This is a genomic window from Coleofasciculus sp. H7-2, from assembly GCF_042747725.1.
GTDB lineage: Bacteria > Cyanobacteriota > Cyanobacteriia > Cyanobacteriales > FACHB-T130 > FACHB-T130.
Window position 1 is genome coordinate 76,476 of the sequence record NZ_JBHZGO010000030.1, and the last position, 17,555, is coordinate 94,030.

At 46.9% G+C, this 17,555-nt stretch carries 11 protein-coding genes; 7 read left to right on the top strand and 4 right to left on the bottom strand.

What is annotated here, in order from left to right:
* The first annotated feature begins 188 nt into the window (after positions 1-188).
* From ACFW2W_RS07365 to ACFW2W_RS07375, 3 genes are all read left to right on the top strand, one after another.
* On the top strand, positions 189-1,754 hold the full coding sequence (locus tag ACFW2W_RS07365; RefSeq protein ID WP_378175386.1) for an FAD-dependent oxidoreductase: 1,566 nt from the start codon (positions 189-191) through the stop codon (positions 1,752-1,754).
* Between the two features lie 186 nt (positions 1,755-1,940).
* Positions 1,941-2,645 carry an actin-binding WH2 domain-containing protein gene (locus tag ACFW2W_RS07370; protein WP_378175389.1) on the top strand — a complete coding sequence of 235 codons (705 nt, stop codon included), beginning with the start codon at positions 1,941-1,943 and terminating at the stop codon, positions 2,643-2,645.
* Positions 2,646-3,304: 659 nt separating this feature from the next.
* On the top strand, positions 3,305-4,036 hold the full coding sequence (locus ACFW2W_RS07375) for a hypothetical protein (protein ID WP_378175392.1): 732 nt from the start codon (positions 3,305-3,307) through the stop codon (positions 4,034-4,036).
* A 13-nt stretch (positions 4,037-4,049) separates the two neighbouring features.
* Here the strand turns inward: ACFW2W_RS07375 and ACFW2W_RS07380 are convergent, their stop codons facing one another.
* Positions 4,050-6,194, bottom strand: a complete 2,145-nt coding sequence (locus ACFW2W_RS07380) for a peptidase domain-containing ABC transporter (protein WP_378175395.1) — start codon at positions 6,192-6,194, stop codon at positions 4,050-4,052.
* Between the two features lie 428 nt (positions 6,195-6,622).
* On the opposite strand from ACFW2W_RS07380, the gene ACFW2W_RS07385 reads away from it, so the two are divergent.
* On the top strand, positions 6,623-6,910 hold the full coding sequence (locus tag ACFW2W_RS07385) for a hypothetical protein (protein ID WP_378175398.1): 288 nt from the start codon (positions 6,623-6,625) through the stop codon (positions 6,908-6,910).
* Positions 6,911-7,435: 525 nt separating this feature from the next.
* The gene (locus ACFW2W_RS07390) at positions 7,436-7,645 is read left to right on the top strand and encodes a hypothetical protein (RefSeq protein ID WP_378175401.1); all 210 of its coding nucleotides are present in this window, start codon (positions 7,436-7,438) and stop codon (positions 7,643-7,645) included.
* 56 nt (positions 7,646-7,701) lie between these two features.
* Here ACFW2W_RS07390 and ACFW2W_RS07395 read toward each other — a convergent pair whose 3' ends face one another.
* From ACFW2W_RS07395 to cysS, 3 genes are all read right to left on the bottom strand, one after another.
* Positions 7,702-8,520, bottom strand: coding sequence for a hypothetical protein (locus ACFW2W_RS07395; RefSeq protein ID WP_378175404.1), 819 nt, complete (start codon positions 8,518-8,520; stop codon positions 7,702-7,704).
* Between the two features lie 425 nt (positions 8,521-8,945).
* Positions 8,946-10,310, bottom strand: a complete 1,365-nt coding sequence (locus ACFW2W_RS07400) for an arsenic transporter (protein ID WP_378175674.1) — start codon at positions 10,308-10,310, stop codon at positions 8,946-8,948.
* A gap of 397 nt (positions 10,311-10,707) precedes the next feature.
* Positions 10,708-12,186: a cysteine--tRNA ligase gene (gene cysS / locus ACFW2W_RS07405; RefSeq protein ID WP_378175407.1), complete on the bottom strand. Its 1,479-nt coding sequence runs from the start codon at positions 12,184-12,186 to the stop codon at positions 10,708-10,710.
* Between the two features lie 322 nt (positions 12,187-12,508).
* On the opposite strand from cysS, the gene ACFW2W_RS07410 reads away from it, so the two are divergent.
* Together ACFW2W_RS07410 and ACFW2W_RS07415 are read left to right on the top strand one after the other, a co-directional pair.
* Entirely contained in the window at positions 12,509-15,433 is a 2,925-nt protein-coding gene (locus ACFW2W_RS07410) for a filamentous hemagglutinin N-terminal domain-containing protein (protein ID WP_378175410.1), read from the top strand.
* Positions 15,408-17,477 carry a ShlB/FhaC/HecB family hemolysin secretion/activation protein gene (locus ACFW2W_RS07415; protein WP_378175413.1) on the top strand — a complete coding sequence of 690 codons (2,070 nt, stop codon included), beginning with the start codon at positions 15,408-15,410 and terminating at the stop codon, positions 17,475-17,477. Before ACFW2W_RS07410 ends, ACFW2W_RS07415 begins: the two co-directional genes overlap by 26 nt.
* Positions 17,478-17,555: the final 78 nt, after the last annotated feature.

Sequence of the window (17,555 nt, forward strand, 5' to 3'; positions counted from 1 at the left end):
CGAAGCGCTCCAAAGAGTCAGTTCGCCCACCTTCCCCTCTTCTTCCCTTGTCCTATAGCGAACGCTCTGTTCGCTCTCGCGCATCCACGCCGCTACGCGAACGCTAACGTGTCTAAAGCGAACAGAGCGCAACGCTAACGCGGTTCATACCATACGATTAAATTGGGAGCATATGATTGCAAACATCCATGAGCCTAACCAAACAGATTCTATCTCAGCTACCTGGAAATCCTCTCTTCGGACTTCGTAAAACCGATAGCCTTTGGCAAGCCATCAAGGAAGACACCACACCGATTCCGATGGTGGTGAAAGAAAGCCAAGAACCTCTGGGAAGCGTAGACTGGGATGCGGTAATCTGCGGCGGCACTTTGGGAATTTTAATCGGTGCTGCTTTAGCTCAGTTGGGGTGGCGAGTTGCCTTAATTGAAAGAGGGATATTGCGCGGTAGAGATCAAGAGTGGAATATCTCCCGCCAAGAGTTAGAGGTATTTTTGGAGCTGAATCTGCTTACTGAAGCAGAATTAGAACAAGCGATCGCTACCCAATATAATCCCGCCCGCGTCAGCTTTTTAGGGGGTTCTGATATTTGGGTGCGCGATGTCCTGAATATCGGCGTCGATCCCGTTTTTCTGCTAGACACTCTCAAATCAAAATTTCTTGCCGCTGGCGGACAGTTGTTGGAAAATACCCCCTTTGAAGGGGCAGTTGTTCATCCAGATGGCGTCAGAGTGGAAGCATCAGGCGGCTTGAAAACACGGTTGTTGATCGATGCAATGGGACATTTCTCACCCATTATCCAACAAGCTCGACAAGGAGAAAAACCAGAGGGCGTTTGCTTAGTCGTGGGTAGTTGCGCTAAAGGCTTTCCTCGCAACGAAACCGGCGATCTCATCGCAACTTTCACATCTATTCAAAATCAATGCCAATACTTTTGGGAAGCTTTCCCCGCACGAGATGGCAGAACTACCTATTTATTTACTTATCTGGATGCTGACAAAAGTCGCCCCAGTTTGGAATTTTTCTTTGAAGAATACTTGCGCCTGTTGCCAGAATATCAAGGTGTGGAAGTGTCCCAGTTGCAATTTCAACGGGCGCTGTTTGGCTTCTTTCCCTCTTATCGCCACTCATTAAAGATGCCTTGGAGTCGCATTCTGCCCGTAGGAGATAGCAGTGGCAACCAATCTCCCGTCAGTTTTGGCGGGTTTGGGGCGATGGTGCGGCACCTGAAACGGTTAACAGAAGGCATTCACGAGGCTTTACAAATAGATGCTCTCGACAAGAATGCTTTGGCACTTTTGCAACCTTATCAGCCGAATATTGCCGTAACCTGGCTATTTCAAAGAACAATGGGTGTGGGAATCGAGCAAAAAGTTGACCCAAATCAAATCAACCAGTTGCTTAAGAGCGTATTTCAAGCGATGGAACAGCTGGGAGACGAGGTATTACGCCCATTTTTACAAGATGTCGTCCAGTTTCCCGCCTTATCAAAAACCCTGTTGAAAACAGCCTTTACTCACCCCGGATTAGTGGCTGGAATTATTCCCCAAGTGGGAATCCCGATGCTGCTAGATTGGATGGTTCACTACCTAAACTTGGGAGTTTACACCGCTTTATACCCTTTAGCAACAGCCCTGAAACCGTGGATAAAGACATTGCCGCCACTACCTCGATACTACTGCGATCGCTTCCTCCAAGCTTGGAAATATGGCTCCGGAAGCGATCGCAGTAGCCTGAAGGATGTAAGGCTTATGTAGATCGTTGAGCGGTATGCTAGCAGCTTGAAAGCATCTGTGGCATTGGTAGGATCGCGTTTTTCAGGACTGCGAACAACCCAATATCTAAATATTTCCGGCTAAACTCGAAAAAGCTAGGTTAAAGACTGTAGATCATCCCAAGTTTATTATTAAACGTCTTTTGGCTCTGAGTGCGGAGATAACACCATGATTAAACGAGAATTTCCAGCCACCCACTACTTTACAGTCTTAATGGGGCTGCTGCGCGATCGCCAGGGATTTATGGAAGAAATTCGTCAAGGCGTCAGACTTCCCAGTAAAATCATCTCTCTGCTCGTTTGTAGTTCCCTATTTTTTGCCGTCTATGGCGCGATTATCGGTTCATCTCATAGCCTTTTACAAGCATTGTCCTCTGCTTTTAAACTGCCCTGCTTCTACTTAATGACGCTCATCCTTTGCTTGCCCACTTTATATTTTTTCAGCATTATTTTTGGCTCAAGTAGAAGTATTGGACAATATTTCGCCATGCTTCTGACCTCTGTCACCGTGATTAGCGTTCTACAATTTAGCTTGGCACCCGTAGCGCTATTTTTTCTAATTACCGCTCGCAATTACCAATTCTTTGTGTTGTTAAATGTGGCTATCTTTGCCTTAACAGGATTCACTGGCGTCAGTTTCCTGTATCAGGGGATGCAATTTATGTCTGTACAAGATAACGAAGCTGGACAAGAAACCCGCACCAGTATTTTGAAATTTTGGTTGATTCTTTATGCTTTAGTTGGCTGTCAATTAGGTTGGACACTCAGACCATTTTTCGGAACTTCCGGAGAATTTGTATTGTTTCGAGCGATGGAAGGTAATTTTTATCTGAGTATTTTCAAAGCAATTGGAGAACTTCTAGGTTTTAATTGAAACCCCACTCAAGTAGCACTCCACTACTTTTGGTTTTATTTAAAATATATATCGATAGACACTTGACAAGTGTAATCTCTGTTGTCAATTGTTACTGTTTTTAGTAAAATAATTTTGGCTAGATAATATTAAAAACTGATTACTGTTCGCGATTAATATCAGAAAATGAAGCGATCGCTTGCGGGATTGCGATTAATTCATGGAAACTTCATTTAAAGTCCCTAAATTATGAATTTAGGATAAAGGATTATTTCATCAGTGATAATACTGATAGTAATATCCTCAGGTCAGCGGTGAAATCTACTCCTTACAGTGGCTAACCTAGGGTACGTTGAATTTGGGTATTTGAGTGTGGGCAGAGAACACTGACATTTATAAAGTTTTTATAAGCTTTGTCTCGCCCCGTAAGATGTTGCAGGTTTGTCAAGCGATGAACATTTTTAGAAGTGGTGGGTAAGAGAAACAGCGAGCGATCGCCATTGAAAATCCCGCAACCACTAATTTTTTCTGTCTTCTGCCTTAAGTGCGATCCAAAATCCCCTGAGCCAATTTTGGCATTAAAGCTCAAAAACAACCTGCGTCATGCTAGACCAACCCTCAAAAAAAATTATAAACATCGGCTTTTTACTTACGAGATCGTCATCAAAGGAAACAACCCTATGAAAAAAGCTCTAGCCGTCCTTACCGTTGGCTTTACCTTACTGATGGGAGCCAATTCTGCTAACGCCGTTCCTCTGTACGACGGCGTATCGAAGCCAAATCAAACGCCCGATCAACAGGGATGGCAGTATCAAGAAAATGCTTTTAAATCTCCTGCGCCTACGGCAACGTCTACCAGTGAAGGCACTGTTTTGAATACGGGTAATAGCACTAATCAGGCAGGCTACTTCAAAGTATCGCCAGTGCTGCTTAACCGCAGTACTGGATATAGCATCAGCTTCAGCGTCAAGATTAGTTCAGAAACTCACCTCAACAACAATCGTGCAGGCTTCAGCCTGATTGTGATCAGCGATGGCGTCTTTGGTGAAACGCAACCCTATGGACTGGAATTGGGTTTCTGGCAAAATAGCGTCTGGGCGCAAAACGTTGGTTTTACTCAAGGCGAGAAAGTGACTTTCAACGTCCAAAAAACCATGAATAACTATGTCTTGTATGTGAAAGACAACCAGTATCAACTGTTTATCAACGGTTCTACCTTTCCCATTTTGCAAGGCGAACTGCGTCAATATACCGGATTTATACCGCCTCCCGGATATCCCAACCCTTACACAACTTCCAACCTGATTTTCTTTGGCGACAACACGGCATCCGCCACGGCAAACGTTACCATAAAAAGTGTTTCTGCATCCCCTGCCAGCAATGTTAACCTCACCACTGGCTATGGAAACTAAGCACAGTTTCATTTCAGGGAATCAAAAAGTCCAAATGATCGCCAGTTTGGGCTTGTAAATCCTCCAGAGAACCTTGCAATTTTAAGTGACCTTGCTCCAGAAAAACAATCCAATCAGCTCGATTAATCACTCTGGGGCGGTGGCTAATTAAAATTGTGGTTCTGCCTTGGCGGTAAGACAGCAACTGCTCTAAAACTTGCGCTTCGCTCACCGGGTCGAGTCCCCCCGTGGATTCATCTAAAATCAGCACTGGCGGCTCGTTGACAATCGCTCTGGCGATTGCCAATCGTTGCCGCTGTCCGCCAGAAATATTTGCCCCGAATTCACCCAAAACGGTTTGATATTTGTCGGGTAGCTTGCTGATAAATTCGTCTGCACCCGCAATCTGGCAAGCTTTCACAATCTGCTCAAATGCAACGTGAGGAGAACCTAAGCGGAAGTTTTCCACAATTGAGCGACTCCAAAAGTGAGGCTCTTGGGGAACGAGAATCACCTGTTGGCGCAAGCAATCAAGTGATAAATCTTGCAGATTATAGATGCCAATGCGGAGATTTCCAGAATGCGGTGAATATAACCCAGCGAGCAATTTTGCTAGGGTGCTTTTACCGCAGCCGGATTTACCAATGAGTGCTATAACTTTCCCTCCAGGAATTGTTAGAGAAAAATCTTCTAAAAGGTCAATTCTGCCAGCGTGGTGAAAGTTAAGATTGGTGCAAATAATATCTGCATCTCCCGTAATTTTAGCAAAGGGTCTTTTGTCATCGACTGGATTTTCTGGTGTAGAGTCGATTACTTCCGTAAGGCGCTGGGTGGCAGTTTGAACGCGAGTCAGTTCATCGACAAATCCTACTACCGCCCCAATAAATGCTAGAAAATTTCCATTCATGCCGTTAAAGGCTAACAGTTGCCCAATGGTTAATTCTTTGTTAATCACCAAGCTACTGCCAAACCAAAGTAAAACGACGCTACCGATACTAGAAACTAATCCAGAAAAGGTACTGTTGATAATGACAATCTGAATCGTGCGGAAGGTGATGTTGGCAAGGCGACCGAAGCGACTCTGAAATTCTTCCCAAAATTGCGGCGCAGATGTAGTGGTTTTGAGAGTCAGTGCCCCTTTAAAAGTTTCAACTAAAATTCCTTGATTTTCTGCTTCTAAGACTAATAAGCTGCGAGTTTTTTGTTGCAGTGTCGGCAGGAAAATAATTGTAGAAATTGTCATAACAACAGCAATGCACAAAGCAACGATTGTCAGTTTCATGCTGTAGAAAAACATGAAACTAAAAGAAACTATGGCAATAAATAGCTGACTCGGCAAACTAACAACCACTTGGGAAACTAACTGATTAATTTCTTGAATATCTCGCAAGCGGCTGACAATTTCGCCACTGCGACGAGCTTCATAATAGGAAAGCGGCAAACGCAAAATTGCTCTGCCAAATTCTAAAACTAACCCTAATTGGAGCCGTTGAGAAAAGTGGGCGATTAGGTTAGATTGCACCAGTCTGAGGCTACTGGATACAACGTTCATCACCATAACGGCAGTTACCACACCCGTCAGTAGCTGGGTATCCCCCCGAACCAACACATCATCAGTGAGGATTTGGATGAGAAAGGGGGACGTGAGGGAAAGCAACCCCAAGACAAGGTTAATGACAAATGCCTCAGCCAGAATCCCTCGGTAAGCCCAGACGGGTTTAAAGAAACGCCCAAAACCGCCAACTTTTTCATCGATTTGGGCAAAAAAGCGGACGGAGTCTGGCTCTAGTAACAGCATGATGCCATTTGTCCAGCCTGCCGCTAGCTCGTTTTTGGAGAGGTAACGGATGCCGACAGCGGGATCGGCGATCGCATATTTTCTGCCTTGTTGCCCGTATAAAACAACCCAGTGGTAGCCCTTCCAGTGAATGACGGCTGGCAGGGGTGCTTGCTTCAATTTGTCAAGAATCTCTGGTGAAGCTTTCACCGCTCTGGCATTAAAACCGAGTGCTTCTGCGCCCCGTCTGAGTCCTAGCAATGTGGTTCCCAGCTGCCCAGTGCCTACGGCTTCACGGATGCGGTTGAGCGTAAAAGTCCTTCCGTGATGTTTAGCGATCGCTGCAAGACAAGCCGCTCCGCAGTCTTCTTGGCTGTGTTGTAATACATGGTGGTACTTCATGCTTAATTCATGCCATAGTGTCAGGATTGATGCGGTTCGGTGACTAACACACTATAGGGGGAATCTAATCGTTAAATGAACGGTTAATCGCGTTTCTCTATTTGATTTGTAAGATTTTTTTAACGAACCGCCAAGGACGCCAAAGACGCCAAGGAAGAGAAAGAAGAGGATTTCACGAATTACTTAAGAGGATGTCTGAAAAGTAAAAAAGCTCTCATAACGATACCCTGTCAATAACAACATCTTCAATTCGACAGCGTTAAGAGAGCCATGACTCAATAACAAGCTAGTGAGGTCACGGCCCAGAGCGATCCCAGAAGTTTTCGGTCTACTGAAAGTTGTCAACCTTCTATAGGGGTTTTTTATTTAAAATCACAAGTATAAACTACACTCAGTAGGCAATCGTTTTTTACACGTATAGAGGGTTTATGTCTAACATCAAAACTGCTGGTTTCCAATCAAACCTTTTTGAAGAATTGAATGATGCAGATTCAGCGGCAGTCACAGGTGGTGGCATTGTTGGGGATGCGGTAGGTACTGTTACTGATACTAATTCAGCTCTTGGTAATGGAGGCCGACCTACATCAGGCGCTGTTATATTACTAGGAACCACAGCGGTGAATGCTGGGAACTACTTAATTAAGGTTGGTAATGGAGCAGAGTCTGGTCTTCAGGCTCTAAACGGAGGATTGAGTAAGACTGCGGGCAATGTATAGGTAAGGATTCCAGTAATCCATTAATCTTATATGTTCCCGGACTTGAAAGTAGGAGTTCTGGTAGTAATGGAACATGAACATACGCGCTTGCCCAGAACGCAGACTTAGATAGCCTTCTGGCACTAAGTAACTTTGCAGACTTTAAATTCAGGTCTGCAAAGTTACTCAGTGACCTCTACGAGCTTATAAAGGTTTTTGTCGGTTCCCGAAACATTGAACCACTTCCTTTTTAGGCAAAATTAGCTTGCTTCGTACTTTTTGATGTTGCTATTTGTACTTTAAGCATCATCACTTATATAAGTCATTCATCAAGCCCCTGTTCAAACTAGGGGCTTATCTGTTTGTTTGCAGTAAATAATCACTCTAGGAATTACGCATTGAGTAAGCTGGTGCGCTTACAATTTGCGAAGTCTTCCACTGGGAGTATCTCCGTGAAAGACTTCGCATAAATGCGCTCTTCTTGAGAGGCTGTTTTAAAAGTTGGAAAGTTGGATAGTCAGTAAAAAAGCTCACCATGGGACAGTCGTGCCCATCCAACATGGCTTTGCACGCAAGTATGCCCTAGGAAATCTCAAAGAAGCATCTCTACCGGAACTCGCTACTGATTGGCGTCGCAAGTGCTATCCATCTTTCCTAGAATTGTGCCGAAGTGTTTATGAGGAAGTGACAGCACCGGCTGAGCTTCCAATTATAAAATGGTATGAAGCGATCGCGCGTCAGGCAGAAGCGGTCTAAAAATCAGAGAGTAGCGATCGCTACTCCCTGATTGCCGATCGTTACCGAAGACTTGACTAACGACTGCGTTGAAGATAGCCTTCTACGTTACTAATCGCTCGTACCGCATACGAATCCCCAGGACGTGCATTCAGCGCCCTTCTAAAGTTAATCAAAGCAGTTTGGTAGTCCCTTTGTTGGGTTGCAGCGTACCCAAGTTTCATGTATTGAGTATAAGTCCCCTGCCGACCACTCCGTTGCGTAGCCCCAGGAGTAGTACCAGCCGGATTTTGCTGAGTTGTACCAGTTCCCGCCGGATTCTGCTGGGTTGTACCAGTTCCTGCCGGATTCTGCTGAGTTGTACCCGTACCTGCCGGATTTTGTTGAGTTGTACCCGTACCTGCCGGATTTTGTTGCCCAGTACCCGTACCTGCTGGATTCTGCTGAGTTGTACCAGTTCCTGCCGGATTTTGCTGAGTTGTCCCCGTACCTGCCGGATTCTGCTGGGTTGTCCCCGTACCTGCCGGATTCTGCTGGGTTGTACCAGTTCCCGCCGGATTCTGCTGAATTGTGCCAGTTCCCGCCGGATTTTGTTGCACAACTCCTGGGCTAATTACCTCATAGTTAGGTTGCCCAGTACCAGTACCGGCGGGAGTTTGTTGGTTAGTACCAGTACCAGTACCAGCGGGAGTTTGTTGGTTAATACCCGTACCAGTACCAGATGGATTTGTTTGTGTACCCCCTGGAGTACTCTGGGCTAATAATTGTTGGTTTCTCACATTAGAGTTGGAATTGATGAGGGCTAATGCTGGAAAACTGAGGAAAACACTAGCGCTAGCAACACTCATCAAACTAACAAGCTTTTTAATCGAATGTTTCTGATTTTGCGTACTCATGGGAATATCCTGAATTTTAGGCTAAAAAATACTGACCTTGGCAGCTTTCTTGCCAAAACCGAACAAATGTTGGTTGTAAAAAAAATGACCTTCAATCAGTTACGTCAGTTAGAAGTTTAAAGACATATTTCTTGAAGCTCTCTATTAAAACCCTAACTCTATTACTTTTTTAGCTCGTCTATCTAAAGAGTTGTACTAATATTAAGTTAGTCTCTCTAATTAGGTACAGAGTGAGCAAACTCCACTGAGCCGACGCAGCGTATATTTCATAGCGATCGCTGTAAGAACTGCTGTAAAGTCTCCACAATGGAAGTGTTGCGATCGCTGCCCTAAAATCTCACATTGGACAATGCTGTATAGTACCAAAATAGAGCAATCACCTCTTGTGTAGATCCCATTTGGTAGGCTTTTGCTGAATCTACTAATCAAGCAATCAGCCAAGGTAGCCAAATTGCTAAACTCAAAAGCGTTAGAAACAGCACTGGCAAAGTCAGGACGAGACTCATGCGAACATACTGCCCCCAGCTAATATAAAGTTTCTTCCTCGCTAGAATGTGCAACCAGAGTAGCGTTGATAAACTCCCGATGGGCGTAATTTTCGCCCCCAAGTCGCAGCCAATGACGTTGGCATAAACCATCGCTTCTCGGATATTTGCCTCAGTACCGCTGGTGCCTTGGATTGCCAAAGCGTGAATCAGTACGCTGGGCAAATTGTTCATCACTGAAGATAGCAGAGTTGCCAAAAAGCCAGTACCCATCGTGGCAAGGGTGATTCCCCAGCCAGAGAGATTTTCTAAGCTGGCGCTGAGGTAAGTCGTTAACCCCGCATTCCGCAAGCCAAAAACAACCAGATACATTCCCAAGCTAAAGACAACGACTTGCCAGGGTGCCTCCCGCAGAATTTTGCGAAGGTTAATGACTGGCTGGACAGATGGTTGGAACCAGCGCCCAGCCAGCGCTAGCAGGGCAAATGCCCCTAAACCGGCGATCGAGGAAACGGGTAAACCTAGAGGTTGCGCGAGGAAGTATCCGCCTAGTAGCAACAAGAGGACGATAAAACTGCACCGAAAAACCAGGGGATCGCGAATGGCGCTAGACGGCGTTGGCAGTCGCTCAAAGCTATAGCTGGAGGGAATTTGCTGATTAAAGTAAAAGTAGAGGACGGCTAAACTGCTGAAAATTGCTACGAAGTTCACCGGCACCATCACCAAGGCGTAGCGCAAAAAGGAAATCTGAAAATAGTCGGCAGAAATGATGTTTACCAGATTGCTGACGGTTAGGGGCAGGCTGGTGGCGTCGGCAATGAAGCCGGTTGCCATGATAAACGCTAGGGCGGCATTGGGGCCAAAATCGAGGAAGAGCAGCATTTCCATCACGGTTGGCGTCCAAATCAAAGCGGTGCCATCGTTGGTAAATACGGCGGTGACAGCGGCTCCCAATAAGACAATCAGGGAAAAGAGTAACCAGCCTTTCCCCTTTCCCCACTGGGCGATATGAAGTGCCAGCCATTGAAAGAATCCGGCTTCATCCAGAATTAGGGAAATCACGATCAGGGCTACTAGGGTGAAGGTAGCATTCCACACGATATCCCAAACTTCCGGGACGTTTTCCCAGCTGACGACGCCGGTTGCCAGGGCGAGCAATGCTCCTCCTCCAGCGCTGAAGCCGATACCCAGTCCTCGCGGCTGCCAGATGACGAGGGTGAGGGTGAGAAAGAAGATAGCGATCGCTCCTGCTGAAAACCCCGTCAAGGCGATCGCTCCTGCTGCAGCGTAGGCAGTTGCCGCTATGCTGATCAAAACTCTTCGCCTCCGCCTACTAGAAACTACGATTTTGAATTTTAGATTTTGACTGTACAAACTCAGTCTTTTCAACTGAGCAGCGATCTATAGAATTCCTAACTGATTTGTAAAACTCTCTATTTCTTTTCTCTGCGTCCTTGGCGTCCTCTGCGGTTCGTTAAAAAAAATATTTCACAAATCAAATAAGATTGCTATAGCACTGACTGAACCGTTAAATCAGGACTTACGCAAATATCACCACATAGTAAGGGCAACCGCCGGGGAATTGAACCCGAAAAAACGCTTTCAACAGGTTGAAATCAATATCCAGTTGAGCTTTAGCTAACTTTAGCGATGAGCCGCCTAATTTATTTCAGGGCGGAGCTTTTGACTGACAGCTGACGGCTTAGTTACGGTGCCATCGCGTACCATCCGGGCTATCAATTAGAGTAATTCCTTTAGCTTGTAGCTCATTGCGGATGCGATCGCTCTCCGTAAAATTTTTCGCAATCCTCGCATCCTGTCTCTGCTGAATCACCGCCTCAATCTCTGCATCGCTTAAACCATCACCAGAAGCAGCGGTTTCAACCTGTAGTGCGATGTCATCAGCACTCACTTCTAAGCCTAATACACTTGACAAATTAACTAAATTGTGCCAGCAAGCTTCTAATTGTTCGGGTGGGATCTCGGTTTTACCCTGATGAACCAAGATATTCCCCTGCTTGCCTAACTCTTTAGCAAGTTCAAACAATATCGTTAAACCGCCAGGAAAATTCAAGTCATCATCCACTTCTGCCTGAAATCTTTCCACAGCATTGTCATGTCCTGAACCGTCAACTGGGAGGTTTGTCAACGTTCTCATCCAACCCAGTTGGGAACCGTACTTATATCCAAACAACAGACCTTCCTTCAGCGTATTCCAACCGTTTGTAGCGGCTTGTATTGCTTCATCGGTAAAATCAATCGGCTTACGATATTGTGCTGTAAGAACAAATAATCGCACCGCCATCGGATCGACGGGTCGATCCAGTAACTCTCGAATGGTGATAAAGTTGCCCAGAGACTTGGACATTTTCTCCCCATTCACTGTCACCATACCGTTATGCAGCCAGTAGTTCGCTAACGGCTTGCCAGTCACCGCCTCCGACTGGGCAATTTCATTTTCGTGGTGAGGGAAAATTAAGTCAGCACCGCCAGCGTGGATGTCTATAGTTTCGCCCAAGCGATCGCGCACCATTGCCGAACATTCAATGTGCCACCCCGGACGACCCGCACCCCAAGCCGATTCCCACGCAGGTTCCCCCGGTTTTGCCGCTTTCCACAGCGCAAAATCAAACGGGTCTCTTTTCTTGGACGCTTCCGGTTCCACCTCCACCCGGTTACTCGCGCCAGCTTGCATATCTTCTAACTTGCGTCCCGACAGCTTACCGTACTCCGGAAATTGACGCACCGCATAGTAAACATCACCCGCAGATGGATAGGCAAAATTTTTCTCCTCCAACTCGTGAATCAGCCGCTGAATCCCATTCATCGTATGCGTGGCACGCGGATATTCATCCGCTTCTTTGATATTCAGCCGCGCCATATCCTCAAAATAAGCTTGGATGTAGCGTTCGGCAACTTCCTCCATCGACGAACCTTCTTGCCGTGCCCGGTTGAGAATTTTGTCATCAATATCAGTAAAATTCTGCACATAGCGCACGTTATAGCCGACAAATTGCAGATAGCGGCGCGTCACATCCCAGACGATGCAAGCTCTCGCATGACCCAAGTGGCAGTAATCATACACCGTCACGCCGCAGTAGTACATCCCGACTTTATCGGGTTCAACGGGTTCAAAGGGTTCCTTGCGACGAGTGAGGGTGTTGTAGAGTGTTAGGGTCATTCCTGAAACTTACAAAAATAAAGTGCATCTGTTAAGTATTTTAAATTCCCTGGTCGGCAAGCCATCTAGTCATGCCAATCAAAATTGCATTTTGTAGCAACCAGCTTCAGGCTACTCAACTTAAGCTGGGACAAGCCTCACCTTAGCTCAGTTCGGGTGACATTGAAAAAGTACTATAGCAAGCAATACGAGCGGAAAAGTTGCTCCATCTTACATCTATCTAAATAATTAAATATCTTAAATAAAAAACAGGATTATTAGTGAAATAGGGTTACAATCACCTGAAATTAAGTGCATAGCATATAAGATTAACGCCAACGACATGGTCAACAGCAGTCGGAGTTGGGGCAGACGACTCGGTCTAGTGGCTTGGGCAATGAGTGGAGCAATTCCCTTCAGCATAGTTTCGCTTGACGCATTTTCTGAGAATCGCGCTTTCGCTCAGGTGACACCTGATAGCACACTGGGGACGCAAGTTGACGACGGTTTGGTAATTACAGGTGGCACAACAGTTGGCGGCACAAACCTGTTCCACAGCTTTAGCAGTTTTAGCATCCCCAGTGGGCAGACGGCTGAGTTTCTCAACGCCCCCACCATCTTTAATATTTTGGGGCGAGTAACAGGGGGCACTCCATCGGATATTCAGGGAATAATTAAAGCCCAAGGGAATGCCAATCTCTTCTTGATCAATCCCAGTGGGATTATCTTTGGACCAAATGCCCGATTAGACATTGGCGGCTCATTTGTAGGAACGACCGCAAACGCTATCCGGTTTCCTAGCGGTGGCGAGTTCTCCATGACCTCACCCGTTGAGCCTAATAACCCCGTGCTGGCGGTAAATCCTTCTGCCCTTTTCTTTAACCAAACGCCAGCAGGAGCCATAGTCAATCAATCTAGAGCCACAGCTCCCAACGATTCAAACACTTTAGATGGTCTGCGAGTTCCCGACGGTCGTAGTTTGTTGCTCGTGGGCGGCGATGTGAGACTAGATGGCGGAATTATTAAGGCACCAGGTGGTCGAGTTGACTTAGGAGGGTTAGCAGCACCAGGAGAAGTAGAGATTATTGGCAACAATAACTTAGGCTTGCGTTTTCCTGATGGTGTAGCACGAGCCGACATTTCATTGACCAATCAAGCCGGGATTACTGCCAGTATCGTTAGCGGAGGGGGTGATGACGCTGGAATTGTAATTTTGCGGGGGAATAATGTTTCTCTTGATAACAGCCAAATCTTCAGTCAAATATTACCTGGTGGGCAAGGGAGTCCCGGCGGCATTCTAATTGAAGCTGGGTCACTTTCTCTATCAAATAATGCTGGGATAGCTAGCAGCAGTTTTGGCAGTGGTAATGCTGGAGCTATCTTCATAGACGTTGATGGTTCGGTTTCTCTTGCCAATAGTACCATCCAAAGCAATGTCGAAAATGGGGCGACAAACAGCAACGGTGGATTGGTTAGTATTACGGCTGGCTCGTTTTCCCTGCTCAGCGGCTCTCAGCTGCAAACCCTAGTTCGTGGAAATCAAGATGGTCAACCAGCAGGACAGGGAAATGCAGGGAGGGTAAAAATTGATGTCCGCGATACTATCACCATTGATGGAGAGGGATTTGTGGATGGTCAACTCCTTCCCAGCGCTATTTTTAGCAGAGTTGGTCTTGGAGCTAGCGGTAATGCTGGGAACATCGAAATCACCACTGGAGTTCTGTCCCTAAGTAATCGGGGAAAAATAGATACCAGCCTTTTTGGAGTCGGGACAGCCGGAAGTATATTTATTAAAGCGACAGACTCTGTCTCTCTGACAAATGAGGCGAGGATTGAGACCGTCATCAAGGAAGGTGCTAAACAAAGCGGGGGAACTAGCAGCCCCTTTGCTGGCAATATTGGTGCTGTTCTTTCGGGCAGGGGTGGCGATGTCACTGGCACAATCTTAATTTCTACTGGGTCGCTTTCCTTAAAAAACGGTGTACTCAATAGCAGTACCTTTGGAGACGGCAATGCTGGAGCTATAGTTGTAGCGGCTCGCGATGATGTCTCTATTAATAATGGAATCATCGGTAGTATTGTTGGGAAGCAGGCAACAGGTAATGCTGGTGCAATTTTGATGCAAGCTGAGTCACTCTCCATCACTAGCACTTCTAATCTTCCTGCTGGATTGAGTACTCAGGCTTCTGGACAGGGGAATGCCGGACTCGTATTTGTGAGGACTAAAGACGATATTTCACTCAAAGGCACTGGCAGCGTTATCCTCAGCACTGCGGGTTCACAAAGTACGAACACGGATAAATTTGGTGGCGCTATCATTCTCGACGTTAGATCCCTGTTCATCAAAGATGGAGCGACAGTGAGTGTTAATAATTTTGGACTAGGGGAAGCGGGTGGCATCGTCATCGCAGCTAAAGAAGACATTATTTTGAACAACGAGGCAAGGATTACAGCAGCCACGTTATTCGGTCAAGGCGGGAGTATTGTTTTAACATCAGGAGACTTCTTGCTGTTGCTCCGTGGCAGTCGCATAGCTACTCAAACACTCGTAACCACTCCGGTAATCGGAACTGGCGGTAACATTGACGCCGAAACCCGCTATATTATTGCTGCTCCGTTTAATGACAACAATATCAGTGCCGCCGCGTTCATCGGCAAAGGCGGCAGAATCGATGTCACAGCCGCTCGCCTCTACGACATTGACAAGCGAGCCGATGTGATTGTCTCTAATGACATCACTGCTCGTACTGAGTATGGCAGGGACGGTGAGGAAAACATTAATGCACTCAATGCTGACCCGACTCAAGGGCTATCCAACCTACCCGCCAACCCAGTAGACCCCACTACGCTAATAGCTGAAACCTGCGCTCCTCGGACTGGCATAGCCGAGAGGCAAAAAAACCAATTTATTGTCACAGGACCCGGTGGGTTGCCTCCCGACCCCAATGCAGCTTTTCCGGGTGAGGCAGTGGTGAATGAGTTGGGAACCCCTGATGAGGGAGAAGAAAACACTACGGACGACCCAAATTCTACCAACCCCACCAGTCCTACCCCAGATGCTCCGGCTGCTTCTGAACAATCAGAAATTGCCCCAGATGCTCCGGCTGCTTCTGAACAATCAAAGATGGTCGAAGCTCAAGGCTGGGTGTATGAGAAAAATGGCGCGATCGTTTTTACGGCTCGCTCCTCCACCGGCACCGTTACTCCTAACAATCCAGCACTGACACCTGCATCTACCTGCAATGCTTTATCAAAGTTACCTCAGTAGAGGTTCTTCCCTGTTGCGACTGGGGTTGTTGGCGCTAACCAGTTGCATAACCGTAGCGCCAAGTCAAGCGCAGACAGTTGATTTGCCTTTGGTGCAGAAGCGAGGTAGTAGCGGATTTAGTAACGGAGATAACGGATGGGTTGTTGGGTTGGGTTGGGAAAACTCAGAATTTACACCCCTCTCAGTAGATAGCGAGTCCAGCCTTGGACTGAAGTCCACGACTCATAGCTCAAGTCCATTGAAATGGACTGAAACTCCTGTGGAAACAGAGGAAATGTCTCGCGAGACGCTACTTGTGCCTGTCAAGATAATTTCTCACGGGCGATCGCTCGCAACAAACACTAAAATTCTCTCTTCCCCACTTGCCCAAATCCCAACAATTTCCCCTTCACAAGATATCCCTCCCCTGACGCCGGATCTACCTCCCAAACGCCCCTTGGAACCTCTGCCAGAACCGCAGATACCTGTCGTCCCTCTCCTCCCACAAGAAGTACTGCCGTCCCCACCTCCACCTCCCACAACAGCCGAACCCAAGCCGGGTGAAGTCCCTGAAACCATTACAGTTAAGCAATTTGAGTTTGAAGGCAATACAGCCTTCAGCGATGAAGAACTCGCTGAAGCCACCAAGGGTTTTACCAACCGTTCCCTAGGATTCGCTGAAATCTACGAGGTGCGTTCCGCTATTACCAAATTCTACAGAGAACGGGGCTACATAACCTCTGGTGCAATCATCCCACCCCAAACCTTCCGTAACACAGAAGGTGTGGTCAAAATCCAGGTGATTGAAGGGAGATTAGAATCTATTGACGTAAGGGGCACGCGGCGACTCAACCCTAATTATATTCGCAGTCGCATTGCTCTCAAAGCTGGCAAGCCCTTGAATCGGAATGCCCTGATCGAGGCACTGCAACTTTTGCAACTTGACCCGTTAATTAAAAACTTGTCTGCGGAACTAACGGCTGGGACGCAACCGGGATCGAGTTTGCTGATCGTAGAGGTTGAAGAGGCGAAAACCTTGCACCTTGACCTGTCGCTAAATAATAACCGTTCGCCCAACATCGGCACCTTTGAGCGCCGACTGGAACTTACTCAAGCCAACTTATTCGGACAAGGAGATGGTCTAAACTTTGGCTACAGCAATACCGAGGGCAGCAATACTTTCGATGCCAGCTATACCTACCCCATCAATCCTCGTAACGGCACCCTCAGCTTCGCTACCAGTTTCACCTTCTCTCAGGTAGTCGAACCTCCCTTCGACCGGATCGATCTTGATGCCGATTCGCGCTTCTTTGCGCTGACGCTGCGCCAACCCCTGCGGCGAAACTTGACTGAAGAATTCGCCCTCGGACTATCGATAACAAACCAGAGAAGTGAAGTCACGGTTTTTGAAGTTCCGGTCAGACTTTCGCCGGGAGCGGAGGAGGATGGAAGTACCACCGTTACTGCCCTGCGCTTTTTTCAGGACTGGATTGTGCGCCGCAACCGGCAAGTCTTCGCCCTTCGCTCCCAATTCAGTCTCGGTCTTGGCATACTTGGCGCTACAGTCAACGAAGATGCTCCCGACAGCACCTTTCTGGCTTGGCGCACTCAAGTTCAGTGGCTACGTCTTTTGGCTCCCGATACCCTGTTAATCGTCGGGGGAGACTTGCAACTCTCAACCAATCCTCTTTTGCGATTGGAGCAGTTTGGTCTTGGCGGTCGAGATACAGTCCGAGGCTACCGTCAAAATGTCTTGCTAACCGACAATGGGGCATCGGCTTCGGCAGAACTTCGGTTGCCAATTCTTCGCCTGCCTCGACAAAACGCTCTTTTGCAACTTGCTCCCTTCTTAGATTTGGGCTTCGCCTGGAACAGTTCGGGGAATCCCGATCCCGATCCCGAACCCAATTTTCTGGCATCTGCTGGACTCGGTTTGAGGTTCCAAATGGGCGATCGCCTTTCCGCTCGTCTTGATTACGGTATTCCCCTTGTAGAGGTTATTTCTACCGAAAGAACTTTACAAGAAAAGGGGTTGCACTTCTCTTTAATTTACCGCATTTTCTAACTATATAGAAATTAAAAAATGTTAAGTCAAATTTTCAATTTATTTGGTTTTAAAAAGTCTCGGAAGAATCAAGCAAAA